The sequence below is a fragment of the Rhizobium leguminosarum genome (assembly GCF_019798305.1).
Lineage (GTDB): Bacteria > Pseudomonadota > Alphaproteobacteria > Rhizobiales > Rhizobiaceae > Rhizobium > Rhizobium leguminosarum_U.
The window spans coordinates 40,098-64,010 of record NZ_JAAXDD010000026.1; the positions used below are offsets into that span (position 1 = coordinate 40,098).

General features: G+C 60.5%; 25 protein-coding genes, 2 tRNA genes and 2 pseudogenes. 9 read left to right on the top strand and 20 right to left on the bottom strand.

Annotation, left to right across the window (positions count from 1 at the left end; genetic code table 11):
* Positions 1 to 95: 95 nt before the first annotated feature.
* Positions 96 to 1,184, bottom strand: coding sequence for a hypothetical protein (locus HFO99_RS31495; protein WP_222365606.1), 1,089 nt, complete (start codon positions 1,182 to 1,184; stop codon positions 96 to 98).
* 616 nt (positions 1,185 to 1,800) lie between these two features.
* Between HFO99_RS31495 and HFO99_RS31500 the strand changes: the two genes are divergently transcribed.
* The 4 genes and pseudogenes from HFO99_RS31500 to HFO99_RS31515 all read left to right on the top strand — a co-directional run.
* A complete protein-coding gene (locus HFO99_RS31500) occupies positions 1,801 to 2,373 on the top strand; it encodes a PE-PGRS family protein (RefSeq protein ID WP_222251026.1) in 573 nt (190 codons plus the stop codon).
* Positions 2,374 to 2,476: 103 nt separating this feature from the next.
* Positions 2,477 to 4,192 (top strand): type I secretion system permease/ATPase, encoded by a 1,716-nt coding sequence (locus tag HFO99_RS31505; protein WP_222365591.1) that lies wholly within the window; start codon positions 2,477 to 2,479, stop codon positions 4,190 to 4,192.
* Positions 4,193 to 4,206: 14 nt separating this feature from the next.
* Positions 4,207 to 5,652 (top strand): HlyD family type I secretion periplasmic adaptor subunit, encoded by a 1,446-nt coding sequence (locus tag HFO99_RS31510; RefSeq protein ID WP_222365593.1) that lies wholly within the window; start codon positions 4,207 to 4,209, stop codon positions 5,650 to 5,652.
* Positions 5,653 to 5,659: 7 nt separating this feature from the next.
* Positions 5,660 to 5,923: pseudogene (locus HFO99_RS31515) on the top strand (transposase); the annotation flags it as partial.
* Between the two features lie 376 nt (positions 5,924 to 6,299).
* Here the strand turns inward: HFO99_RS31515 and HFO99_RS31520 are convergent.
* Complete coding sequence (locus HFO99_RS31520; RefSeq protein WP_409994950.1) at positions 6,300 to 6,830, bottom strand: hypothetical protein; 531 nt, start codon at positions 6,828 to 6,830, stop codon at positions 6,300 to 6,302.
* A 126-nt stretch (positions 6,831 to 6,956) separates the two neighbouring features.
* Complete coding sequence (locus HFO99_RS31525) at positions 6,957 to 7,283, bottom strand: DUF1330 domain-containing protein (protein WP_222365595.1); 327 nt, start codon at positions 7,281 to 7,283, stop codon at positions 6,957 to 6,959.
* Between the two features lie 177 nt (positions 7,284 to 7,460).
* Here HFO99_RS31525 and HFO99_RS31530 point away from each other — a divergent pair, with 177 nt between their 5' ends.
* Positions 7,461 to 8,153, top strand: a complete 693-nt coding sequence (locus HFO99_RS31530; RefSeq protein WP_222365596.1) for a winged helix-turn-helix transcriptional regulator — start codon at positions 7,461 to 7,463, stop codon at positions 8,151 to 8,153.
* Positions 8,154 to 8,263: 110 nt separating this feature from the next.
* On the opposite strand, the gene HFO99_RS31535 is transcribed toward HFO99_RS31530, so the two are convergent.
* From HFO99_RS31535 to HFO99_RS31580, 10 genes are all read right to left on the bottom strand, one after another.
* A tRNA-Phe gene (locus HFO99_RS31535) sits at positions 8,264 to 8,339 on the bottom strand.
* A gap of 179 nt (positions 8,340 to 8,518) precedes the next feature.
* Entirely contained in the window at positions 8,519 to 8,731 is a 213-nt protein-coding gene (yacG, locus tag HFO99_RS31540; protein ID WP_012755993.1) for a DNA gyrase inhibitor YacG, read from the bottom strand.
* 135 nt (positions 8,732 to 8,866) lie between these two features.
* Complete coding sequence (locus HFO99_RS31545; RefSeq protein ID WP_064246931.1) at positions 8,867 to 9,487, bottom strand: Maf-like protein; 621 nt, start codon at positions 9,485 to 9,487, stop codon at positions 8,867 to 8,869.
* 57 nt (positions 9,488 to 9,544) lie between these two features.
* A complete protein-coding gene (gene infA / locus HFO99_RS31550) occupies positions 9,545 to 9,763 on the bottom strand; it encodes a translation initiation factor IF-1 (protein WP_003545338.1) in 219 nt (72 codons plus the stop codon).
* 123 nt (positions 9,764 to 9,886) lie between these two features.
* Entirely contained in the window at positions 9,887 to 10,372 is a 486-nt protein-coding gene (locus tag HFO99_RS31555; protein ID WP_222365597.1) for a low molecular weight phosphatase family protein, read from the bottom strand.
* The gene (locus HFO99_RS31560) at positions 10,369 to 10,842 is read right to left on the bottom strand and encodes a UPF0262 family protein (RefSeq protein WP_222365598.1); all 474 of its coding nucleotides are present in this window, start codon (positions 10,840 to 10,842) and stop codon (positions 10,369 to 10,371) included. Before HFO99_RS31560 ends, HFO99_RS31555 begins: the two co-directional genes overlap by 4 nt.
* A 4-nt stretch (positions 10,843 to 10,846) precedes the next feature.
* Entirely contained in the window at positions 10,847 to 12,145 is a 1,299-nt protein-coding gene (gene hisD, locus HFO99_RS31565; protein ID WP_222365599.1) for a histidinol dehydrogenase, read from the bottom strand.
* A 115-nt stretch (positions 12,146 to 12,260) separates the two neighbouring features.
* Entirely contained in the window at positions 12,261 to 12,692 is a 432-nt protein-coding gene (locus HFO99_RS31570; protein ID WP_222299197.1) for a DUF2948 family protein, read from the bottom strand.
* Positions 12,693 to 12,816: 124 nt separating this feature from the next.
* Positions 12,817 to 14,109: a UDP-N-acetylglucosamine 1-carboxyvinyltransferase gene (murA, locus tag HFO99_RS31575; RefSeq protein WP_064246934.1), complete on the bottom strand. Its 1,293-nt coding sequence runs from the start codon at positions 14,107 to 14,109 to the stop codon at positions 12,817 to 12,819.
* Between the two features lie 107 nt (positions 14,110 to 14,216).
* Complete coding sequence (locus tag HFO99_RS31580; protein ID WP_222365601.1) at positions 14,217 to 14,411, bottom strand: hypothetical protein; 195 nt, start codon at positions 14,409 to 14,411, stop codon at positions 14,217 to 14,219.
* Positions 14,412 to 14,564: 153 nt separating this feature from the next.
* On the opposite strand from HFO99_RS31580, the gene HFO99_RS31585 reads away from it, so the two are divergent.
* A tRNA-Thr gene (locus tag HFO99_RS31585) sits at positions 14,565 to 14,639 on the top strand.
* A 44-nt stretch (positions 14,640 to 14,683) separates the two neighbouring features.
* On the opposite strand, the gene HFO99_RS31590 is transcribed toward HFO99_RS31585, so the two are convergent.
* Positions 14,684 to 15,076 (bottom strand): hypothetical protein, encoded by a 393-nt coding sequence (locus HFO99_RS31590; protein WP_222332278.1) that lies wholly within the window; start codon positions 15,074 to 15,076, stop codon positions 14,684 to 14,686.
* 268 nt (positions 15,077 to 15,344) lie between these two features.
* Here HFO99_RS31590 and HFO99_RS31595 point away from each other — a divergent pair, with 268 nt between their 5' ends.
* On the top strand, positions 15,345 to 15,587 hold the full coding sequence (locus HFO99_RS31595) for a DUF982 domain-containing protein (RefSeq protein ID WP_164576342.1): 243 nt from the start codon (positions 15,345 to 15,347) through the stop codon (positions 15,585 to 15,587).
* Positions 15,588 to 15,856: 269 nt separating this feature from the next.
* On the opposite strand, the gene HFO99_RS31600 is transcribed toward HFO99_RS31595, so the two are convergent.
* Both HFO99_RS31600 and HFO99_RS31605 read right to left on the bottom strand, forming a co-directional pair.
* The gene (locus HFO99_RS31600) at positions 15,857 to 16,120 is read right to left on the bottom strand and encodes a hypothetical protein (RefSeq protein WP_222332279.1); all 264 of its coding nucleotides are present in this window, start codon (positions 16,118 to 16,120) and stop codon (positions 15,857 to 15,859) included.
* 168 nt (positions 16,121 to 16,288) lie between these two features.
* On the bottom strand, positions 16,289 to 16,549 hold the full coding sequence (locus HFO99_RS31605) for a BON domain-containing protein (protein ID WP_222332682.1): 261 nt from the start codon (positions 16,547 to 16,549) through the stop codon (positions 16,289 to 16,291).
* A 167-nt stretch (positions 16,550 to 16,716) separates the two neighbouring features.
* Here HFO99_RS31605 and HFO99_RS31610 point away from each other — a divergent pair, with 167 nt between their 5' ends.
* Both HFO99_RS31610 and HFO99_RS31615 read left to right on the top strand, forming a co-directional pair.
* Entirely contained in the window at positions 16,717 to 16,983 is a 267-nt protein-coding gene (locus HFO99_RS31610; RefSeq protein ID WP_222365602.1) for a hypothetical protein, read from the top strand.
* 107 nt (positions 16,984 to 17,090) lie between these two features.
* The gene (locus tag HFO99_RS31615; protein WP_222332281.1) at positions 17,091 to 19,151 is read left to right on the top strand and encodes an ATP-dependent helicase; all 2,061 of its coding nucleotides are present in this window, start codon (positions 17,091 to 17,093) and stop codon (positions 19,149 to 19,151) included.
* An 11-nt stretch (positions 19,152 to 19,162) separates the two neighbouring features.
* Here the strand turns inward: HFO99_RS31615 and HFO99_RS31620 are convergent, their stop codons facing one another.
* The 4 genes and pseudogenes from HFO99_RS31620 to HFO99_RS31635 all read right to left on the bottom strand — a co-directional run.
* Positions 19,163 to 20,215 (bottom strand): enoyl-CoA hydratase/isomerase family protein, encoded by a 1,053-nt coding sequence (locus HFO99_RS31620; protein ID WP_222365603.1) that lies wholly within the window; start codon positions 20,213 to 20,215, stop codon positions 19,163 to 19,165.
* A gap of 82 nt (positions 20,216 to 20,297) precedes the next feature.
* Positions 20,298 to 22,259: a putative bifunctional diguanylate cyclase/phosphodiesterase gene (locus HFO99_RS31625; RefSeq protein WP_222365604.1), complete on the bottom strand. Its 1,962-nt coding sequence runs from the start codon at positions 22,257 to 22,259 to the stop codon at positions 20,298 to 20,300.
* A 105-nt stretch (positions 22,260 to 22,364) separates the two neighbouring features.
* On the bottom strand, positions 22,365 to 23,399 hold the full coding sequence (gene galE / locus HFO99_RS31630) for a UDP-glucose 4-epimerase GalE (RefSeq protein WP_222365605.1): 1,035 nt from the start codon (positions 23,397 to 23,399) through the stop codon (positions 22,365 to 22,367).
* Positions 23,400 to 23,722: 323 nt separating this feature from the next.
* Positions 23,723 to 23,913: pseudogene (locus HFO99_RS31635) on the bottom strand (IS110 family transposase); the annotation flags it as partial.

The window sequence follows — 23,913 nt, forward strand, 5'->3', positions numbered from 1 at the left end:
CAGTTGAGCCTCTGCAATGCAAGCTGAGATTTTATCCCCAGGAGAATGATGCCGTGTGAGCGATTTTCGGCGACCCGGCCTAAAGTCATCCCGCTCTAGCTATGCATGAAGGCCAGAATGTCATCTACGAGAGCCGAATGGGCGTCGGTGAGGTTGCCTTCTCCGCCATGACCCGCGATGCCGGCCAACTGGAGTGCATGTTGGTCATAGAGAACATGATCGATCTGTTGGGCGTCCGCCGTACCGCCGGCGGGAACGGCAATGTTGATGGGATGGAAATAGCCGAAATTGACATCGACCATGCCGCTGGCCGACGATCCTGCCCCGCCACCGCCGCCCGCATGGTTGCCGGTGAAAATCGTGTCTGACGACAGGTTGAAGCCACCACCATTGCCGCCGATGCCTGCGATCTGCACAGCGCCCTGATCGAAAATGACATTGTTTGTCTGATGGGCCTCCGCCGAGCCGCCCGCGGCGCCGATGGCGATGTTGATCGGCGAGAAGATGGCGATACTCACGTCGACCATAGTGCCGACGAAATATCCATCGCCGCCGTGGCCTGCATAATAGTCGCCGGTCAATGTGAGCGCAGTTCCAGGGCTCATCGACGTGCCATGGCTCGCGACGTTATGGTCTCCGCCCGAGCCGCCCATGCCGCCGATCTGGGTTGCGCCCTGCAGGAACAGTGCGTTGTTCGATTGCTCGGCGTGAGCCGTCGCGCCGGGGCCTGCAGCCACAGCAGTATTCACGGGGGCAAACAGCGCGACTTCGGTGCTCACGAGTCCGCCGTAGAAAAGCCCACTGCCCCCGGTGCCGGCATGATTGGCGCCATCGCCGCTGCCGACGGCAACATTGCCGCTTCCGCCATTCCCGCCTATCCCGGCCATTTCGGTGGGATGCTGATTGATGAGCGCATCGTTGCCCTGGAAAGCGTCGGCACCCGAATGAGGTCCCGCAATGGCGGCATTGGACGGCATGAAGACGGCCAGCGCGTTGCTGCTGATCACGCCGTCGCTTATCCCGTTACCACCGCTGCCGGCTGAATTAGAGCTCGGACCGGAAGCGACATCCAATGGAAGCCAAGTCGGCACCAGCGCCAGATGTCCAGCGGCCACATTGGAGGCGAGGTGTTGATCGGTGCCCGCCTTGGGCAAGTCTTCCAATGAGGAACGAGTTTCCGTCATTACCGTCTCCATCCGCGATTAACCGCACGTCCACCGAGCGTGGGGCGCCATGCAGCCTGAATTGTTCAGGTATTGTGCCTCTGAACGGAAGAAAAGCGGAGCCTGCAATTCGTCTACATCCCGTCGGCTAGGACTGTAGCCATTTGACTGTCATGACCGCAGCGCCCGTTGTGCGAGTTTGCGAGCACTCAATCCCCCTTTGGGTTAGAGGCCCTACATCTTGCATCCTCGTTCTCGCGGCGGGTCATGAACGCTTTTCGGCTCCAAGCGGGGGTCTCCTCCGCCAAACGCAGCCGGATCAACCCCGGAATGCAGCCGGTTCGCTTGGGCGGCCGTTGTTTCGAAAAGCGGCGTCGTTTCGACGAGGTCGCAGACATGATCATGACCATGCCATCCGGCCTCAAATTACCTCGTACTAATCAAAAATAACGTTCCGTCACCTGCAAGTATACATCCGAAGGAACATCGCCGAATATCTAGATAGTTCACAGATTAAATCGCAGGCAGTATTTGATTGCGGCTGTATTGTCTGGCGGTGACATACTGGATATCCACGCCATAGGGGAAAGCCGTAAAAAACTAGCTCGCAAGAAACCAACAAGAAGGAGTGACATCAATGCCTATTCCACAAATATCGGACACGATTCACCTCAACAACCCGGATGCGGGTGACGCGAATGCCGGCAACGGCGGTAATGGTTACAATCATGGCGACATTGACTACAACCCGGTAGCCTATGTCACCCCTGTGCAAACGGTCGACGGGGCATCTACCCATCTGCACAACGGCGATCATGTTTGGCAGACGGCAGATTGGGACGCCGGCGGTGGCGGACCCGGTGGCTTCAGCCAGGCCCAGAACGGCTTCCTGGCATCGCTCTCCAGCGGCGCCGGCGGCGCGGGCGGAAACGCTCACTCCAACGGTGATCAAGAAAACACGAGCGGCGGCGACACGGCTACGGTGAATGCGGCTACGACCGCAACACAGTATACGCAGCTCGTGGCCGATCAGCATGCCACCATCCTCGCAGGCGTCGGCGGCAACGGCGGCAACGGAAACAACGCCCTGGGCGGCGATATCTCGTCAGCTCTGGTTCACACGGATCCCGAAACGACGACGGTGAACAATTCTCTCGATCACTTCATAAACGCCTTCGGCCATATCGACGTCGACCATCTCGGCTCATGAACTCAGACTCTGAGGGTCGCCGGTTTCGGATGGCGACCCTCCTGAATTGCTGAACCAGCACGCAGTCCTTTCTCGTCAGTATCAAATGCAGCGAGATCTGGTAATGACAACGATTTCCATAAAGCCACCGCGCCCGCCGACGCAGCTTGTTGTTGCGCTCCGGGCTTGTGCCGGAGCCTTCGGGTTGGTCTTCCTCTACAGCTGCGGCTATAATCTCTTTCTTCTGGCGCCTTCCATCTATCTCCTGCAGATCTATGACAGGGTCCTGTCGAGCCGAAGCGCTGATACGCTCCTGATGCTGACGATGATCATCGCCATCGGCGTGGTGGTCGGGTCCACGCTGGATATCGTGCGCAGGGCAGCTCTTTCGCGCATCGGCAGCTGGCTGGACCACAGGCTACGGCCCCTGGTGCTGACAGCATCGTTCGAATATGCCGCTCGCGCCGATACTGGAGGCGCCACGGAATGCTACAGGGACCTTGCCGCACTACGCCAGTTCCTCGATTCACCGGCTAGCTCGCTCTTTTTTGATGTCCCCTGGGCACCGGTATTCCTGTTCCTGCTCTTTCTTGTTCATCCGCTGCTTGGGACTATCGGTCTTCTGAGCGCAGTTGCACTCCTGCTGTTTGCGTTCCTGACGGAACTGGCGACACGCGAGCCGCTTGCCCACGCCAATCTTGCCCTTTCGAGGAGCTATATCCGATTTGCGACCGCCCTCAGAAACATCGAGGTGATCCGGGCAATGGGCATGCAGGATGGCGCAGCGATGATCGTCTATCGCGATGCGGAAATGGCAAGAAGGGCGCAGGACATCGCGATGCATCGGACGGAGATCATTCTTGGTTTCTCCAAATCGATCCGCACACTGGCGCAGATCCTGATGATGGGATCCGCTACATGGCTGGTGCTCGCAAACAACGGCAGTGCAGGAATTATCTTCGTTGCAAGCCTGCTGCTCGGGCGCGGGCTTGCACCAATCGAGGGCGCAATAGGTGCATGGCGCTCCTTTACGTTTGCGCGCAATGCCTTCCATCGCTTGAACAGAATGCTGATATCGGTTGCATCTGAACACGATGCCCGAATGGTGCCGCTACCGGAACCCAACGGCCTCGTTCTCGATAACGTCAGCTATATCAAGCCATTCGCCAATCAGCCGATATTGACAGGCATCACATTGCGCCTCGCGCCCGGCGATTGCATAGCGCTCATCGGTCCGTCGGGATCAGGGAAATCGACACTGGGTCGCGTCATAGCAGGCGTTGTGCAAGCAACGAGCGGATGCGCTCTTCTCGGCGGGGTCGATATCTCGGCTCTGCGCCTTTGCGGGGGGACCCGCCACGTCGGATATCTGCCGCAAGACATCGAACTTTTCGGCGGAGCGATCAAGGATGTGATCGGCCGGCTGGACGGAGGAGATCCCGGCAAAGCGATCGACGCCGCGAAGCTGGTTGGGTTGCACGAAGCGATCATGCGGCTGCCCCAGGGATACGAGACCGATATCGGTGAAGGTGGAAACCTGCTCCTTCGAGCTCAGCGTCAACAGCTGGGACTGGCACGGGCGGCCTATGGAAATCCGTCTCTGATTGTTCTCGACGATCCGAATTCGAGCCTGGATTATGACGGCGAACGGATGCTGTTCACGGCAATCGAGCGCATGAAATCCAGGGGGATGACCGTCGTTATAATAACTCACCGGATGGGGATCCTGCCGGTCACCAACAAGATTGCCATCATGCGTGACGGAACTGTGGCTGCCGTCGGCGACAGCGAGCGGATTTACGAAACCTATCTTCAACCACCGTCTCGAACAGGAACATAGGGAGAAACGCTGCCATGGCCCTTGTTCAACTGGACGCAACGCCGGCGAGATTTTCAAATTCGTCAAGGACGGGTCAGCAGTTGGTTCAACGATCGATAGCGACGGCCAGGCAACAGACGGCCTATTTGCCGGTGATCGAGTCGAAACAGCGCGGACCCGCCCCCCCTTCGCCCATGCCGGGGCTCAGAGGTGTTGTCTGGATGGGGAACATGTTGATCCTGGTCTTCATCCTCGGATTGGGAATCTGGTCGGTCCTGGCGCCGCTGCAAAGCGCTGCGGTCGCATCGGGCGTTATCGAACCGGAGTCCAGCCGCAAGACCATTCAGCATCTTGAGGGCGGAATTGTCCGACGGATACTTGTCAAAAACGGCGATACGGTGATGGCCGGGCAAATCGTGATAGAACTCGACGATACGAAATCTCGCTCGGAGCGCGACAGCATTCAAGGGCAACTTTGGGACGCCGAAGGAAGCCGCGCCCGCCTGCTTGCGGAGCAGACGGGCGGCGACCGTGTCGCCTATCCTGAGGATCTCAGGGCAGCAATGGATAAATATCCCTCGGTCAGCGCGATTCTGATCGGGCAACAGAAAATCTTCGAAGCCCGTCGCCGGGTCATGCAGGCGGAAATTCAGATCGGCAATGAAAAGATCGCGCAGGTGGGGCAGGAAATCGTCGGACTTGGCGCGCAGAAGGCAGCACTGGCCGACAGAGCCACAATCTCGAGCCAAGAACTGGATCAGGTTACGGTCCTCGCCGCCAAGGGACTGGAACGAAGGAGCAGGCTTCTCAACCTCGAGCGCGAAAAAGCAGACCTTGACGGCCAGCAGGGCCAAGTCGAGGCCCAGATCTCTCGCGCCTACCAGGTGATCAGCGAGTCGCAGGCCGATCTCGCAAAGCTTGAGAGCGACCGGTTGAGCGAAGTCGCCCAAGGCATGCGCGATACGGAAAGCCGGATCATGCAATTGCGCGAGCGCCTGCGGGCGATCGACGACCAACTCTCAAGGACCGATATCCGTGCTCCCGAAGATGGAACCATCATGAACCTGCGCGTCCACACATCAGGCGGCGTGATCGGCGCGGGTGAACCGCTCGTCGATCTTCTGCCACGCTCCGATCGCCTTGTCGTGTCTGCCCATGTCAGACCGGAGGACATCAATCTTGTCTATGCGGGGCTGGAGGCACAGGTGCACCTCCTTCCATACAATCAGCGGCGCGTTCCCCTCCTGAAAGGGCGGGTCGAGTATGTGTCAGCGGACCGTCTCATCGATCCGCAGAGCGGCCAGCCCTACTTTGCCGCGACGATCCGTGTAACCGACGAGCGGTTGGCGAAAATGAAAGATGTCGAACTGATCGCGGGCATGCCCGCACAGGCACTGATCGAAACCGGCAAAAGCAGCGTGGCGCTCTATGCTGTCAGACCACTCCTCGACAGTTTCAACAGAGCATTTCGCGAGGACTGAGACCGTGATGGGCAAACGAAAATTCGACGACGACCAGATTGCCGGTATTCTGAAGGAACACCAAGCCGGAGTGACGGTGGCAGATGTTTGCCACAAGCACGGTATCAGCGAGCCGACCTTCTATCGGTGGCAATCCTTGCAGGTCGGAAATGTCGGTCTCCATGCCAAAAGATTGAGAGCACTGGAGGAAGAGAACCAGAAGCTCAAGAAGCTTTTGGCCGAATCCATGCTCTCGGCGGCAACACTGAGCGAGATGCTGGCCAAGACACTGAAAGGGCGACACTAAGGCTACTTCGAACAATAATCGCACGATTACGGCGGCTGGCGCGGTTTGATCGTGTAATTCCTTTGGGGCGGAAGGGTCGCCAGCGATGTTGAGGCTCGCCATCTCAGCGTCGGACGCTCGGATAACGCCCACAGCCCATGCGCTCGCGCCACGTGCGGTCTAGGCAACCACGAATTCGGTCGTGCGGGCGGTGATGCCGACACCGACGAAGCCCCCGTTGGCGGCCACGTCGTTGAGCCCCGTAGGGCGCCACCTGCCGAGGGCTTGGCCCCCAAAGTCGCGGACCTTGACGCTCGGAGGCGCCTCCCGGCGGGAGCCGGCCGAACGGCTAGGCGGCAATGTCGCCGCCCGGCCTGATCCTCTATTGGCTTGGGGCGGTCGTCGGATCGCATGACACCTTCGGATTCATGTCGGCGAAAGTACCTGTCGGGTTGCCCTTCCAGGCCCAGACATGCAGTTCGTAGAATTCACCCAGGCCGTAGCGGTTGGGCGCGCTGTTGAAATTGAACAGATGTCCGTCCAGCGCGGCCGGCCCCTTCGAGGTAATGTATTCAACCGCTATCAGCTTGAGCGTGCCGTCGGCCATCGGCTCGTACATGACGGCTTCGGGGCGAGCCAGATCGATCTTGTCGTCTTTCAAGTACTGGCCATTGACATAGTGGATGCCCATGGCCCCGTCGGTGATGCCGCTGGCGCAGGGGATGGGCACATAGCCCTCCGATGTGGCAGCCTTGACGTCAAGAAAACGGCTGTTGGCAGCCCGAACCTTGTCGGCCAGCGGATTGGGACCGGTTTCAGGCGCGGCGGCCTCCTGATGCGCCTGTGCGAATGTGGCGCAGGCGGACAGCACGGCCGCGGCCATGAGAAGCCTGTTGTAAAAGTTGATTGTCATATTCATTCCATTCTTCCTGAGAAGCACAGCGGGCCGGCCATCGAAAATACGGAGGTCCGATAGGCAAGCGCTGCGACTGTTGTTGCTTGGTGATCTCGAATTCGAGGCTACGAGTTCCGGGAAGAATCACCCCTTCGGCAGATAGGAAATCGTTCCAGCCAGATCGGTGTTGTCGATCAACTGGAAACGGCTGTCGCTGCCGCCCTGACGGGCCGACACGAAGGGAGCGTAGGCGGGATCGTTGGTGAAGGCGCGCGCCGCCACCTCCGACGGGAACTCCATCAGGGCGATCAGGGTTGTGTCGAGCGGCTTGCCTTCAAGCGTCTTCACGTTGCCGCTGCGCGACAGATATCTGCCTCCGTGCTTGTGAACGAGGTCGTGGACCGAAGCGGCGTAGGCCGGCATCCACTGTGGGTCATTCACCTTGATGTCTGCAATGACGTAAACGGTCATGGGTTATGTCTCCTGGTTGCCGCGCACAGGCCATCCCGTGCACCGGACAAAGGGCTCGCATGGTAGGGGCCTGCCAGCCAGCCCTCGAACTGTACTGGGCCGGTACAGTTTCTGTACTCGCCGCACCGCGGGCGAAGGCCTATGGTTCTCGAGAGGTTGGAAGGAGAGGCTAAAATCATGACTGAGCACGGATACAAACAGTTCTGCCCGCTATCGATGGCCGCCGAGGTGCTGTGCACCCGCTGGACGATGGTACTGATGCGCGAATTGGTGGCGGGGTCGACCCGTTTCAACGATCTGCGCCGCGGCGTGCCAAAAATGTCGCCGACCCTTCTGTCGCAACGGCTCAAGGAGCTCGAGCTGGCGGGAATCGTCGTGCGCAAGGAGGTCCAGGGTGAGAAGGGCATATTCGAATATCAGCTTACGGAAGCGGGCCGTGATTTGCGCCCCGTTGTCGAAGCGATGGGCTTCTGGGGACAAAAATGGGTCGAATCCCGGCTATCCCTGAAGAATCTCGATCCGTCGCTTCTGATGTGGGACATGCGGCGCAATTTGAACCCCTCCCCGCTACCCGAGGGCAGAACGGTGATACAATTTCTGTATCAGGACCTGCCGGCGTCCAAACGGGCGTGGTGGCTGATCGTCGAAAAGCATGGTGAGGTCGATCTGTGCTGGTACGATCCGGGGTTCGACGTTGACCTTTATGTTTCGACCGACCTGCACACCATGACCGAGATCTGGATGGGGCTGGTCACGGTCGAGAAGGCCGGAGCGAAAGTCGCCTTGACCGGCGACCATGATATCGCAAAGAAAATGCAGACGTGGCTGGGACTCAGCCCCTTTGCGATCGAACCGAAGCGCGCGGCCTAGCAGAGGCGAGTGCTCCCCCCTGCATATCAGGCGTGAGGCATAGGCTAATCCACTGAAATATCTAGGCTATCCCAATACTATTCATATGATATTAGTTTTAGGGGGCTGAGTGGTGCCCAGGACCGGAATCGAACCAGTGACACGCGGATTTTCAATCCGCTGCTCTACCAACTGAGCTACCTGGGCTAACCTGCTTCCGCTGGTCCCTTTCAGAAAAGGAACCGCGGGGCCTTGGTTCACCCCGGAAGCGAGCGGGGTTATAGCATCTTGTTCGCCCATGGCAAGCGTCAAATGACTCTTTTTTGACGGTCTTGGCGGCTTTGCGGATTCATGAGGAAAAATAAGAGCTTCGCGGGCGGAAATCTTTAATTTTCTTCATCCGGATAGTCGGCCTTCGTCTCGTCGTCGGCAACCGGAATAGCATAGGCGCCGGTCAGCCAGCGGGAGAGATCGGCCTCGCGGCAGCGGTTGGAGCAGAAGGGGTAATGCTCGCGGTGGGAAGGTTTGCCGCATTCGGGGCAAGGGCGTGTCTTGCGCAGTGGTTCGACCTTGGCGGCCGCTTTCTTGTCTTCAGGCATATCGGTCCGTCCTAAAGCATGTCGCGTGAAAGTGTGTCGCGGTTTTGCGACAACGACATGCGTAAAAACAAAGCCTTAAAGCGCGACGCGCGGATCTGAAAGATCGTGACGCGCTCTAAGCATCGGCCGTCGGGCTCAGCCCTCGGGCCACCGGCTTTGCACATCGAAGCCTTCGCCGGTCAAAAGCAGAATGGTTTCATAAAGCGGAAGGCCGACGACATTGGTGTAGGATCCCACCATCTTCTGCACGAAGGTGCCGGCGAGGCCCTGGATGCCGTAGGCGCCTGCCTTGCCGCGCCACTGGCCGGAGGCCAGGTAGTTCTCGATCTCGAAGCCGGAGAGACGCTTGAAGCGCACCTTGGTCTCGACGATCTTCTGGCGAATCTTGCGATCCGGGGTCACCAGGCAAACGCCGGTGTAGACCATATGGTTGCGTCCCGAGAGGAGATGCAGCGAGTTCAACGCCTCGTCGGCGAACTCAGCCTTGCCGAGAATGCGCCGGCCAACGGCGACCACCGTATCGGCAGACAGGATATAGCTGCCCTTCCAGGTGATATCGCTCTTGATGGCGGCAAGGGCGGCTTCGGCCTTCTCAGCCGAAAGCCTGCGGGCGAGCGAACGCGGATGCTCCGACTTCTTCGGCGCCTCGTCGATATCCATCGGCATCAGGCGCGAGGGCTCGATGCCGGCCTGGTTGAGCAGATCGACGCGACGGGGCGAGCCCGAGGCCAGAATGAGCTTGTATTTCAGCGCCATGGAACCTCGACCATCGTCAGACGGGGGCAAAAACCCTTGCAGGACCTTCGGGCGAACTTACTTGAAACGGTAGGTGATGCGGCCTTTGGTCAAATCGTAGGGCGTCATTTCCACAAGCACCTTGTCGCCGGCCAGAACGCGGATGCGGTTCTTGCGCATGCGGCCCGCGGTGTGGGCGATGATCTCGTGTTCGTTTTCGAGCTTCACGCGGAACGTCGCATTCGGCAGAAGTTCGGTGACGATTCCCGGGAATTCGAGGACTTCTTCTTTAGGCATATAAGTGTTTTCTTCCTGTGGGTTGAATAGGCAGCGCAGCGCACGCCTTTAAAATTTGGGCGGAAACTACACAATCAACGCAGGTTTGTGAACCTTGTTGAACGGCCTTTCCTTTATTTGTTTTCATGCCGATTGCGCGGCAATGCCATTTCGTTTGAGTAGCCGGCTTTCGATGAGGCCGGCCAGATGATTGCGGACCTCGCGGTAGCTCTCCAGAATCTGCTCGCGCGTTCCGATTGCAACCGTCGGATCCATGGTCGGCCAGTAGACGACATCGACCGCATTCGACCGTGTCAGCTCGAGTGCGGCGTGATGGGCCTGCGGTGACAGCGTGATGATCAGATCGAAGTAATCGTCATCGAGCTCTTCCAGCGTCTGCGGCTGGCGGCGCCCGAGGGAAAGGCCGACCTCATCGAGCACGGCATCCACGAAGGGATCGCGCTCGCCGGCGCGAACGCCTGCGGACCTGATATAGGTATTGGCCGGCAGAATGCTGCGGGCGATCGCTTCGGCTATCGGCGAGCGGATGGCATTCATCCCGCACATGAAGAGGATGGCGCCTGGCCTCTTTCCCTCTTCGACGTCGACGGCGCGCTCCATGGCCGTCATCCGCGCCAGTAGAGCACGCAGACCAGCGTGAACAGGCGCCGAGCGGTATCGAAATCGACCTCTATCTTGCCGGCCAGCCTATCCTTCAGCGTCTGCGAGCCCTCATTGTGGATGCCGCGCCGGCCCATGTCGATCGCCTCAATGCGGCTCGGCGTCGACGAACGGATCGCTTCGTAATAGCTCTCGCAGATCATGAAGTAATCCTTGACGATCCGCCGGAACGGCGTGAGCGACAGGATATGGGTGGCGACACCGCCACCCTCTTCGGTGGCGATGGCGAAAACCAGTTTCGAATCGACCAGCGAGATGTTCAGCCGGTAAGGTCCGCCGACATGGCCGAGCGGCTCGAACCTGTTCTCCTCGATCAGATCGAAGATGGCGACCGCGCGTTCGTGCTCGACATCGGGCGTCGAACGGCCGATCGTATCGTCAAGGACGACGTCGCAAAGCCGGAAATCGCCCTTCGCCATGCCCTCACCTTTCGAGGTTGAGGCGGATCGCGACCGATCGCGCATGGGCATCAAGGCCTTCGGAAACGGCAAGGGCGATTGCCGCCGGGCCGAGGGTGCGGAGCTGCTGCGGGCCGAGACGCAGGATCGAGGTACGCTTGACGAAATCGAGCACCGAAAGACCGGATGAGAAGCGCGCCGAACGCGCCGTCGGCAGCACATGGTTCGAACCGCCGACATAATCGCCGATGACCTCAGGCGTATGGGCGCCGATGAAGATCGCGCCGGCATTGCGGATGCCAGCGAGCAGCCGGTCCGGATCGACGACGGCGAGCTCCAGATGCTCGGCAGCGATGCGGTTTGCCAAGGGAATGGCCTGTTTCAGATCGGCAACGAGGATGACCGCGCCGAAATCGCGCCAGCTCGCTGCCGCCGTCTCGGCGCGGTTCAGCGTCTTCAGCTGGCGTTCGACCGCCTGCTCCACCGCCTTGCCGAATGCGGCATCGTCGGTGATCAGGATCGCCTGGGAACTGACGTCGTGCTCGGCCTGCGCCAGGAGGTCGGCTGCGATCCAATCCGGATTGTTGTCCTTGTCTGCAATCACCAGCACCTCGGAAGGGCCGGCGATCATATCGATGCCGACGGTGCCGAAGACATGGCGCTTGGCCGCGGCGACATAGGCATTGCCGGGACCGGTGATCTTGGCGACCGGGGCGATCGTCTCGGTGCCATAGGCAAGGGCCGCGATCGCCTGGGCACCGCCGACACGATAAATCTCGGTGACGCCGACAAGCTTGGCGGCGGCAAGCACCGCCGGGTTGACGGCGCCGCCGGTGGCGGGAACGGCGATGACAATGCGATCGACACCGGCGACCTTGGCCGGCACGGCGTTCATCAGCACCGAGCTCGGATAACTCGCGGTGCCGCCCGGAACATAGAGCCCGACTGCTTCGATCGCCGTCCAGCGCGAGCCGAGACCGACACCCATGTCGTCCTCGTAGATATCGTCCTTCGGCAGCTGCCGGCGATGATGAGATTCAATGCGCAGTGCCGCGAGTTTCAGCGCCCCCAACACTTCCGAAGGCACCGCCTCGATGGCGGCGTCGATCTCTTCAGCTGTGACGCGCATCGGGACCGTGGCGTGATCGATGCCGTCGAATTTCAGCGAATATTCGGCAAGCGCCAAATCGCCACGGGCGCGCACGTCATCGATAATGGCGCGAACAACGATGTTCACATCCTCGGAGACTTCACGCTTCGTCGTCAGAAAGGCGGCAAAATGCTGCTCGAAACCTTCCGATGCCTGATCCAGCCAGATTGCCAAGGCCGATATTCCTTCTCAACTCGAAACTGCGATGTTCAAACTCAAGGCGTCAAACACTCATTGTTTTATGCATGTCGTTATCCCGGAACCGCTGCACACTTCCGGGCGACATGCATTAGCGGTGACGAGGCTTTGACGAAGCCTCCCAGGCGCCGCCGATATCGGCCAGCTGGACCTCGATGCATTCGACATCGAGCGCAATCGAGGCCGTGCCCGACAGCGACAGCTCGATCGTGCCCTCCGGCCCTTCGCCCTTCTTCTCGAAGCGCAGCGCCAGCAGCGACAGCACTTCGTCGCGTTTTCCACGATCGATGCCGAGCGAGCGGACGGCAAGCGCGCGTTTGAAGACCAGGGCAGCACGGCGCCGCTCGAAACCCCTGCGCTTGCGCTCGGCACCTTCCCAGACGAAACGATTGACGGCAAGCGCGAACTGCGCGCCGCGCGGCGACCAGTCAATGTCGCCGACCTTGAAGACGCTGTCCTGCATATGCGCGGAAATGATCGCAAGGTCTTCGTCATCGAGCGCAACAAGCTTCAGATCAGTCATTCAGGCTCAATCCCACTGCCGGCCGGTGCCGGGCACCGCCGGAATGGCGATGCGTCAGACAAGGGAAATAAGGCGCTGCGGCCAATTACGCAACCAGGATAAAGGGCGCCTTAGCACCCTCTACTCATTCGCTGATGCGCTCGACGATGGCACCGCAGCGGGTCAGCTTTTCCTCGAGCCGCTCAAAACCGCGGTCGAGGTGATAGACGCGGGAGACCGTGGTTTCGCCCTCGGCGGCAAGGCCGGCGATGACGAGCGAAACGGAGGCGCGGAGATCGGTCGCCATAACCGGTGCGCCGCGCAGGCGTTGGACACCCTCGATCTTCGCCGTCTGGCCGGACAGCGAGATCCTGGCGCCGAGGCGGGCAAGCTCCTGCACATGCATGAAACGGTTTTCGAAAATGGTCTCGGTGACATGCGAGACGCCCGAAGAACGGGTCATCAGCGCCATGAACTGCGCCTGCAGATCTGTGGGGAAACCCGGGAAAGGATCGGTGACGATATCGACCGGCCTGATGCCGGCGCCATTGCGCTTGATGCGCATGCCGTTGTTGGTCGATGAGATTTCCGCGCCGGCGCGGCGTAGCGTTTCCACCGCGGTTTCGAGCAACGCCACGTCGGTATTTTCGAGCACGACGTCGCCGCCGGCCATGGCGACAGCCATGGCATAGGTGCCGGTCTCGATGCGATCCGGCAGGACGCGATGGCGGGCGCCGGAGAGCGAGGTAACACCTTCGATGGTGATCGTCGCAGTACCCGCGCCCGATATCTTGGCGCCCATGGCGTTCAGGCAGTTGGCGAGATCGACGACCTCAGGCTCGCGGGCGGCATTGCCGATGACAGTTGTGCCGCGGGCAAGCGTTGCCGCCATCATCACCACATGGGTGGCGCCGACGGAGACCTTCGGGAAGGTGTAGCGTGCGCCGATCAGGCCGCCGGCAGGCGCCTTGGCGTTGATATAACCGGCATCGATCTCCATGGTGGCGCCGAGCGCCGTCAGGCCCTCGATGAAGAGATCGACGGGCCGCGTGCCGATGGCACAGCCGCCCGGCAGCGAAACGCGGCAATGGCCTTCGCGCGCCAGTAACGGGCCGATGACCCAGAAGGAGGCGCGCATCTTCGAGACTAGCTCATAGGATGCTGTGGTATCGACGATAGTACGGCAGGTGAAATGGATCGTGCGCGAATAGGAATCTTCCTGGCGTTCGCGGCGGCCGTTGACGGCGACGTCGACGCCGTGATTGCCGAGGATGCGCATCAGCAGCTCGACATCGGCCAGATGCGGCACGTTTTCGAGCGTCAGCGTATCGCTGGTCAGAAGTGAGGCGATCATCAGCGGCAGTGCGGCATTCTTGGCGCCGGAAATCGGAATGATGCCATTCAGCTCATTACCGCCGACGATTCTGATACGATCCATGTGCGCCTACGGGCAGCGCCCGCCTTTCCTGAAAGTTCTGCCTTGGAATAAGGAGTGAGGTGTTTAGGGGATTTATCGACACGCTTCAATTCGCGACGGACGGAACATTACGATTCGTCCAATTTTGCGGCGGGCAGCCCATTTGTTTCGTCAACCTGGCCGGAACGGCGGGCGCGGACCTGCTGTTTGCGTCGCCCCAGATTTTCCCTGAGCTTTTCGGCGGCGCGCTCACGGCGCAGTTTCGCCTGTGCCTCGATCGCCTGTTTGCGGCTCTGCTGGCCGGTTTCGGTCTTTTCGTTCATGCGACAGGATTAGCCGAATTCGCGCCAATCCAAAAGGCCCTTTGCCTCAATCCATACGAAGTTGGAATTTGCGGCTTGCGCTGGCCGCCAAGCTGTGGCAATAGCCCCCCGTTCTCGCGATTGAGCCACCCGGCTCGTACGAGTACTGGTCCTGCTGCCGTAGCTCAGTGGTAGAGCACACCCTTGGTAAGGGTGAGGTCGGTGGTTCAATCCCACTCGGCAGCACCAGTTTTCTCTCAAGTATCGGATATCTCCTCGCACGTACTCGAGGGCTAGCGACAATTGGAAAGCAGCACGCTGCCATGGGCGCAATCGGGAATGTCCGTTGCTTCGAGATGATAGGGCATGGATGGCGACAAAGCCCACCGTTCAAGCAGGTCAGCGGTTACCCTCGTAGGAACTCCATCATATATACCATCGACATACCATTGCTGTAATGTCTCGTCCAATATCAATCGTGCGCGAAAGGCGGCGATATCCATCGCGGCCGTAAACTGGCCGATGGCGGTCTGCACGTATTCCCGTTGGATTCTAGGGATAACCTCCGCAGAAATTCGCGCGAGCAAAGCGTCTTCATCTGATATCTCTGCGCCGCCGGCAAAGGCCGGCATTGCCAGCCCCCCGCAGAGAAAAGCAGCCTGGATCAATTTTCGATCTAAACCCATGTCGGAGCCCCTCAGCTTCCCGAGCAGGGTAGCGGTAGCAGCGTACAAGCGCCATACAACTTATCTGCGACTATCTTAAAAAACATCCCCGCCTGCATGCCACCGAACCCTTCTCACTCAAGCTGACATTTCGCCTCATCAGCAACAAACGATTCACCATTGTTGGCCGCAAAAATCACGCTAGAATGCTTATCATGGCGGCGTCTCCACGGAGGAATAGGGAGGCGCGGCATCCTTTGTTTCTGTCGACAATCGTGGAGGAGCATTGATGGCAACTGAAAAATGGAACAGCCCGGTCAAGGTCGGTTTCGAAGATGCCGACGCGCGAACGGTCAGCGGGCCGTTCGATGCGCTGAAATGCCTGGCGGATTTCTGGCCGAACTCGCGCGGGCTGCGTTACATCAAGGCGCGCAGCACCTGCCGGGCAGCACTTGACGGGCGCAAGAGCGTCGAGGAGGCGCGAGCCGAATTCCTCGCGGCGGCCGAAGAGGCGAAGCTTAAGTTGCATTAGAGCGCCACGCGTCCGACAGGACGCGAAAGCACGCTCAGCCACGTTGAACTGGTATATCGGCCGGCATTTCCGTAAACGGAGCGTGCCGGAACGGTGCAACGCTTTAATTTGCTTAACCCTGCATCGAATTTATGGCGGATTTTGGTGCAATGAGCGTTGTGCCTGGGACAGGTCTATTCATAAAAGACGCCCAGCCATCATGATGATGGTTAGAGGCTCGTCACCTCTGCGGAAACGCAGGCGAGCCTCGTCCGAGCAAAGCGGACGCCTCAGCAGTCCGCGCCGCCCTCACTCTCCACTTCGATATAACCGACACCGATGATCGTGCCATCCGATGCACGGATGAAGGACGGCAAATACTGAGGCTCTACCGGCGTGCAGGCGACGGCCCCGGTATATTCGTTGAGGGCGATCTGGTCCTTCGGCAAAGCGGAATAGTTCGTGCCGGTTTCCAGCGAGGCATGGGCGGAGCCGGCAAAGACACCGCAACCCACTATTAAGGTGGTTGCCCAGAGGCGAGGAAGCAACTGCATGAGAGTCTCCAGCGTTTAGGTCCGGCCTTTCAACACGCGAGCGAGCATTTTGGTTCCCTTCATGCATCGCAATGACATGCGCGCGCAGATCGGCGCAGCATCTCCTTCGCCGGGCTTTTATTTGATGTCGTTGTCCTATAACCGCTGCACACTTTTAGGCGACATGCATTAGCGTCGCAGCAGGCGACCACGCACATAGCCTCGCCCGACGACGCCCTCTGCGATCTCGACCGCCCGCTCGACATCACCTCGCCCACCGACGAAACCTTCCAGGATGACATACGAACCCGCTATGCTAACGGTGATTTCCGCAACATCGATATCGCCGGCCGCATGAAGGGCGCTCTTCACCGAGGCGCGTGTCGCCGCGTCGCTGTGATCCTGTCGGCCGGATTCCTCATGGTTCGTGAATGCTACAAAGCCGAGCACGTCACCGTCTCCTGATGTCAGTTGATATCGGTTAACGCCGCGGCAAAGCATTTCGTTGCGCATTCCGGGCTCTTCGGGAGCGATTCCTATGGACCCTGGATGGACGACCCTTGGCGAAAGACGCCGCGGTTTTCATATCTGGCCGCAGTCTGAGAAGGATGACGATGATGAAAGCGCTTCTGCCCGCCTTGTTTGCCGGGGCATTGGTTGCCGGCTGCTCTTCGGCCGATACGCCGGCGCTGGAATCCATTCCCGGCAGCATTACCTATGGCGGCCAGCCGCGAACGAAGCTCACCAAATCGCCGGTCGGCAGTGCCGTCTACAGCCAGTTTTACAACGGGACGGGCCAGCGCGTGGAGGAAACCTATATTCTTCAGCCCGACCGCAGCCTGAAGCTGGTGCGGCGCGAGATCGGCCCGGATTTCCCCGACTGAGATGTAGCTCGCGCGCCAGATCGCTTGACAGGGACGGCAATCGCGAACATTCAAGGAACATCTAATCTTTCCCCAGTGATTCTGCGGGAGCCCGACCGGACGGCTGGATGTATCTCGAAAAACTCAACCCGCAGCAGCGCATGGCCGTCGAGCACGGCACGCTCGTCGACGGCAACCATATTGCCGGGCCGCTGCTGGTCATTGCCGGTGCCGGCTCCGGCAAGACGAATACCTTGGCGCATCGGGTCGCCCATCTGATCGTCAAGGGGGCCGATCCCCGCCGCATCCTGCTGATGACCTTCTCACGCCGCGCCGCCGCCGAAATGGCGCGGCGCGTCGAGCGTATCTGCCGCGATGTGCTTGGTGCGAATGCCGGCGTGATGGCGGATGCACTTTCCTGGTCCGGCACCTTCCACGGCATCGGCGCACGGCTGTTGCGCGACTATGCCCAGCAGATCGGCCTGGATCCCGATTTCACCATCCACGACCGCGAAGACAGCGCCGATCTGATGAACCTGATCCGGCACGACCTCGGCTTCTCGAAGACGGAAAGCCGCTTTCCCACCAAGGGCACCTGCCTTGCCATCTATTCCAGGGCGGTGAATTCGGAAACCGCGCTCGACCTCGTGCTGCGGGACGTCTTTCCCTGGTGCGCGGCGTGGGAGAAACAGCTTCGCGAACTTTTCGCCTGTTATGTCGAGGCCAAGCAGAGCCAGAACGTGCTCGATTACGACGATCTGCTGCTCTACTGGGCGCAGATGGTCGGCGAGGCAATGATTGCCGAGGATATCGGCAGCCGCTTCGACCATGTGCTGGTCGACGAATATCAGGATACCAACCGGTTGCAGGCCTCGATCCTGCTGGCGCTGAAACCCCAAGGCCAGGGGCTGACCGTCGTCGGCGACGATGCGCAGTCGATCTATTCCTTCCGTGCCGCGACCGTGCGCAATATCCTCGATTTTCCCGCCGCCTTCAGCCCGGCCGCCAATATCGTCACGCTCGACCGCAACTACCGCTCGACGCAGCCGATCCTCGCCGCCGCCAATGCCGTCATCGATCTCGCCTCCGAGCGCTTCACCAAAAACCTCTGGACCGAGCGGCAATCGTCCGAGCGGCCGCGCCTCGTCACCGTGCGCGATGAGGCCGAGCAGGCGCGTTACATCACCGACATGGTGCTCGACAATCGCGAGGAAGGCCTCACGCTCAAGCAGCAGGCCGTGCTCTTCCGTGCCTCGCATCACAGCGGGCCGCTGGAGGTCGAGCTGACCCGGCGCAACATTCCCTTCGTCAAGTTCGGCGGGCTGAAGTTTCTCGACAGCGCACATGTGAAGGACATGCTGGCCGCCCTTCGCTTCGCGCAGAACCCGCGCGACCGGGTGGCGGGCTTCCGGCTGATGCAGATCCTGCCGGGCGTCGGGCCGTCGACGGCGCAGAAGACGCTCGATCTGATGGCCGAGGATGCCAGCCCGATTACTGCTCTTGGCGCCATGCCGGCACCGCCGCGCTCCGGCGAGGACTGGACAATGTTCGTTTCGATGCTGCAGGAGCTGAAGACCGGCAAGGCCGGCTGGCCGGCAGAGATCGGCCTGGCACGGCAATGGTATGCGCCGCATCTGGAACGGCTGCACGAGGACGCAGCGACGCGGCAGGCCGACCTGCTGCAGCTCGAGCAGATCGCTAGCGGTTATGCCTCGCGCGAGCGCTTTCTCACCGAGCTCACGCTCGATCCGCCGGACGCGACCAGCGACCAGGCGGGCGTGCCGCTTCTCGACGAAGACTATCTCATCCTGTCGACCATCCATTCCGCCAAGGGCCAGGAATGGACGAGGGTCTTCATGCTGAACGTCGTCGACGGCTGCATACCGAGCGATCTCGCCGTCGGCACCACCGCCGAAATCGAAGAGGAACGCCGGCTGCTCTATGTCGCGATGACGCGCGCCCGGGATGGTCTCGACCTCGTCGTGCCGCAACGCTTCTTCACTTACGGGCAGAATTCGCAGGGCGACCGGCATGTCTATGCCTCGCGCAGCCGCTTCATTCCGGCAACGCTGCTGCAGTTCTTCGAAGCCTGCAGCTGGCCGCAGGTGAAATCCGGCGGCGTCGCCCAGCAACAGGCGCGGCAGGTGCGCATCGATGTCGGCGCCCGCATGCGCGGCATGTGGCGATAGCCGGATAGCGTTCAGAGTGAAAGCGGCGGTTCGGCCGGTTTCAGGAACTGCTCGACCGTTGCTGGCTCCACAGCCTCGACTGATGCCGGCGACCATTGCGGATTGCGATCTTTGTCGATGACGGCTGCGCGGATGCCCTCGAAGAAATCGGGATTATCAAGCATTTGCAGACAGGCGCCAAGTTCGCGGCCGAGGCATTCGGCAAGCGAGGCGCTGCGGCGCCCGGCTCTGAGCAGCCGCAAAGCGAGCTTCAGGCTGGTCGGTGAACGCGTCAGCATCACCCGGCGCGTCTCGGCGGCGAATTCGCCCTCCTCCGCGGCAAGCGCTGCCAGGATCTCCTCGACGCTGTCGAACCGAAATGCGCGATCGATCATCGCCGCGTTCTGCTTGAGCCGGCTTTCTCCCTGAGGCTCAGAAAGCGCCTGCAGCACGGCATCGACATCGCCGGATGAACTGGGGCGCGGCAGGCCCGAGAGAGCATCGATCGCTTCGCCGAGCCGCGCCGACGCGATCTGAAGGTCGGCAAGCCCAGCGTGGATCGCATCGGCAGCCCCGATATCGAGCCCTGTCAGGCCGAGCCATGTTCCGGCTTCACCGGGCGCGCGTGGCAGCAGCCAGGTGGCGCCGACATCCGGGACATAGCCGATGCCGGTTTCGGGCATGGCCAGCCGTGTGCGCTCGGTGACGATGCGGTGGCGGCCGTGCGACGACAGGCCGACGCCGCCGCCCATGGTGATGCCGTCCATCAGCGCGACGTAGGGTTTGGGGTAGGCGGCGATCAGATGGTTGAGGCGGAATTCCTCACGCCAGAAGCTTGCCGCCAGGCCATCGCCGGCGCGGGCGCTCTCGTGCAGGGCGCGGATATCGCCGCCGGCACAGAAGCCGCGTTCGCCCTCTCCCGTCATCACGACGCTTGCCACCTCGGGGTCACCGGCAAAATCATGAAGGGAAGCAGTGATCGCACCGATCATCGGCAGGGTCAGGCTGTTCAGTGCCCGCGGCCGGTTGAGCCGGATGACGCCTGCGGTGCCCCGCCGCTCAATGATGACTTCGCCGTCTTGCATGGTTCACCTCATTGTTACGACCATGAATAGACGACCCCGCGGCATCGCTCCAGTCGATTTGCGGCGGATCGAGATCGATCGGTCAGGCAGACAACGAATTCCGGGCGGAGGCTTCGGCCTCGCACCGGGCGGCGTAATCGATGGCAAGTTCCAGCGGCAGCGGCCGCGAGAAATGATAGCCCTGCGCCAGACGAACGCCCATCGCCTTCAATCCCTCGGCGATCTCTTCGCTTTCGACGCCGTCGGCGACGGAGGCGATACCGAGATTCTGGCAGAGATTGGCGACCGAGCGGGTGATGTTCATACAGGGGGCGTCGCGGTCGAAATTCATCACAAAGGACTTGTCGATCTTCAGCTTGTCGAAGGCTAGACGATGAATATGGCTGAGGCTCGAAAAGCCGGTGCCGAAATCATCAAGCGCGATCGAGATGCCGGCAGCGCGCAGCATTGATATCACCTGGTCGGCGGTGTCGAAATCGGAGAGCAGTGCGGTCTCGGTAATCTCGAATTCGATGCGCCTGGGATCGATGCCGGAGCGGGTGATCATGGCAAGCAGCGCCATCGAGGTTTCGTGGTCGCAGATATCGCGCGCCGAGAGATTGAAGGACAGGCTCAGATGCCGTGGAATGATCGCCAGCGCTTCGAGCGCCTTGGCGAAGAGGATGCGTGTCATGCGGCCGATGACCGCCGTGCGCTCGGCAGCGGGGATGAAGGCGTCTGGGCTGATACGGCCGAAGCGAGCGCTGTCCCAGCGGGCAAGCGCCTCGTAAGCGACGACGCGGCCGCTCTTCAATTCGACGATCGGCTGATAGTCGAGTTTCAATTCCCTGGCGAAATCGTTCGCCTGCAGCTCGAGTTCGATCAGGTGGCGCTGCGTCAAGATCTTCTCGTGCTCGGCCGAGAAGAATTCGACGCCGCTACTGCGCTTGCTCTTGACCTGATAGAGGGCGAAATCCGCTTTCTCGTAGAGATCCTCGGCGGTGTATGTGCCGATATCGGGGTAGACGATGCCGCAGGAGCCGAAGACGCGAACCGAGCCGTCGGGGATTTCGAAAGGGTCGCGGACGGCAGCACAGAGCGCCTGGCCGAGATCGGCGATCGCCTGGCGTGTCATCGAGCAGGGGAAGATAATCCCGAACTCATCGCCGCCGAGACGGGAGACGATGCCCTCTTCGCCGACCAGCGCGACGAAGCGGCGAGCCGTCTCCTTGAGCACGAGGTCGCCAGCGGCATGGCCGAAGACGTCGTTGACGGGCTTGAAGCCATCGAGATCGAGAATGCCGAGGACGGGCGGCGCGGACGGATTCTTCTGCAGCCGTTGTTCCAGCGACAGAAAGAAGCTGCGGCGGTTGGCAAGGCCGGTCAGCTGGTCATGCAGGGCGTTGCGGCTATTGACGAGGTTCAGTTCCTCGGCCTCCGCCTGCTTCTGCTTCAGCTCCTCGGTCAATTGCACGAGACCGACGAAATTCTGGAAATAGCTGTTGATCACCCTGAGGAAGGGCAGGATCAGGAAGAGGCCACTGACGGCGGTTGCCACGAAAACGGGATTGCCCGAGAACATGAAGGTCGCAATCATGGCCGAGAAGGTGATGACCGTGGTCAGCGCCGCCGCCATCGGCAGGTGCATCAGGCAAAAGATGCAGGAAATGCCCGTGACGACGAGGAAATAGGCGATCTGGCCCTGCTGGGAAGCATCACCATATTGGTAAAGCGCAATCGCCCAGCCGCCGAAAGCGACGGCCAGGATACCGGCGCCCGATATCGTCACCTTCATCAGCCTGTAGGCCCGCTCGGCGGTGACATCTTCCTTACCCCGGATCTCCCACCAGCAGAGACGGAAGACACAGACGACGCTCAAGACCACTGGAATGTAGAGCGAGAGCCAAAGGGGGGCGGATTTGAGGTGGGTGATCGCCACCGCAAGAGCGTTGATGATCAGCAGGACATAGAGAATGGGGATCTGCGACGACAAGGCCCGGAACTGCGCCGTCAGAAGCGTCGGATTGTCTTTTTGCAGCTGCAATGAGGCCAGAAAGTTCTTCATCTTCTCCTTTCCGTCGGCCAGAGCCAGCCAGAGAAAGCTTGATTTTTCCTTATTCACGTCACGCCATGCGGTCCCCGCAGGCATGGGGGTGGTGAGGCTTCTGCATCAGAACGAAGCGGCGGCCAGTGCCCGGTGGATGCTATGCAGGTCGTCGACGCTCTTGTTCGACAGGAACAGTTCCCAATCGAGCGAGCTCTGGACGATGGTTTCCAGCGAATCGTATCTGGGCTTCCAGTCGAGCATCTGGCGGGCGAGCGAGGCGTCTGCGACGACGCTTGCCGAATCGCCGGCGCGTCGCGGCGCCATGTGGATCTTGAAGGAATGCCCGTGCAGGCGGGTGACCATGTTCAGCACGTCCAGCACCGAATAGCCGCTGCCATAACCGCAATTGGCAACGAGCGAGCCCTTGTCCCTGCGCAGGTGCTGCAGCGCTTTCAGATGCGCATCCGTGAGATCGCTGACGTGGATGTAGTCGCGCACGCCGGTACCGTCATGGGTGGGATAGTCGATGCCGTAGACATTGACGCTGTCACGCCTGCCGAGCGCTGCCTCGCAGGCGACCTTGATGAGGTGCGTGGCGCCTGAGGTCGACTGGCCGGCGCGGTGATGCGGGTCGGCGCCGGCGACGTTGAAGTAGCGCAGCGCGACATAGTTGAAATCATAGGCGGCGGCGGCATCGCGCAGCATGAACTCGGTCATCAGCTTCGACTGGCCGTAAGGATTTTCCGGATTGAGAGGGGCCGTCTCCTTCACCGGCAGGTCGGTCTTTTGCTGACCGTAAACTGCCGCCGTCGAAGAGAAGACGAAGTTGCGGATACCGGCCTTGACCGAAGCGCTCAGCAACGCCCGGGTCTTGCCGGAATTGTTGTCGTAGTAGGAGAGCGGATCTGCAACCGAGACGGGGACGACGGCGGAGCCGGCGAAATGGATGATCGCCTCGATGTCGTTTTCGATGAAGACCTTCTTCAATATGTCGGGATCGGCAATGTCGCCGAGATAGAAACGGGCCGCCGGCGCCACGGCCCAGCGAAAGCCCGTGGAGAGGCGGTCGAGCACGACCACGTCCTCGCCCGCATCGAGCAGCGCCCAAACCATGTGACTGCCGATATATCCGGCCCCGCCCGTCACCAAAACCGCCATGTCCCGCGTCCCTGCTTTCGTTTTTATAAGCAGGGGCATCAGGCGCCGGTTTTTCTTTCCAATTTTCTTATCGAACGGCCATTGGAAGGCCTTTGAACGGGTATGTTTGGAGTCGTGGTTAGAGGCCGATTTCGGGCTTTGCTATAGTTTTATCGATCCGGCGATTCCGGCACAAAATCGCGGTATTTGCGGCTGATGGCTGCCCCTCACCCTAACCCTCTCCCCGTTCTGACGGGGAGAGGGGACGTGCCCTGCGCGGCGTCAATGGGGACCGAGATGTCGCCGCATACCCCTTCGCCCCGCGAGCGGGGAGCAACCATGTTTCAATTTTGCCGGTACTGTGGCGTCCATTCGGTCTTTCGGATGAGGATGGCGTTGGCGAGAATGATGAGTTTTCGGGCGACGGCTATGACGGCGCACAGGTGTTGCTTCCCGTTGCTGCGCAAGCGCGCATAGAAGGAGGCCAGATCCGGATTGTGCCGGGTTGCCGTGAAGGCGCACATGAACAGGCTCT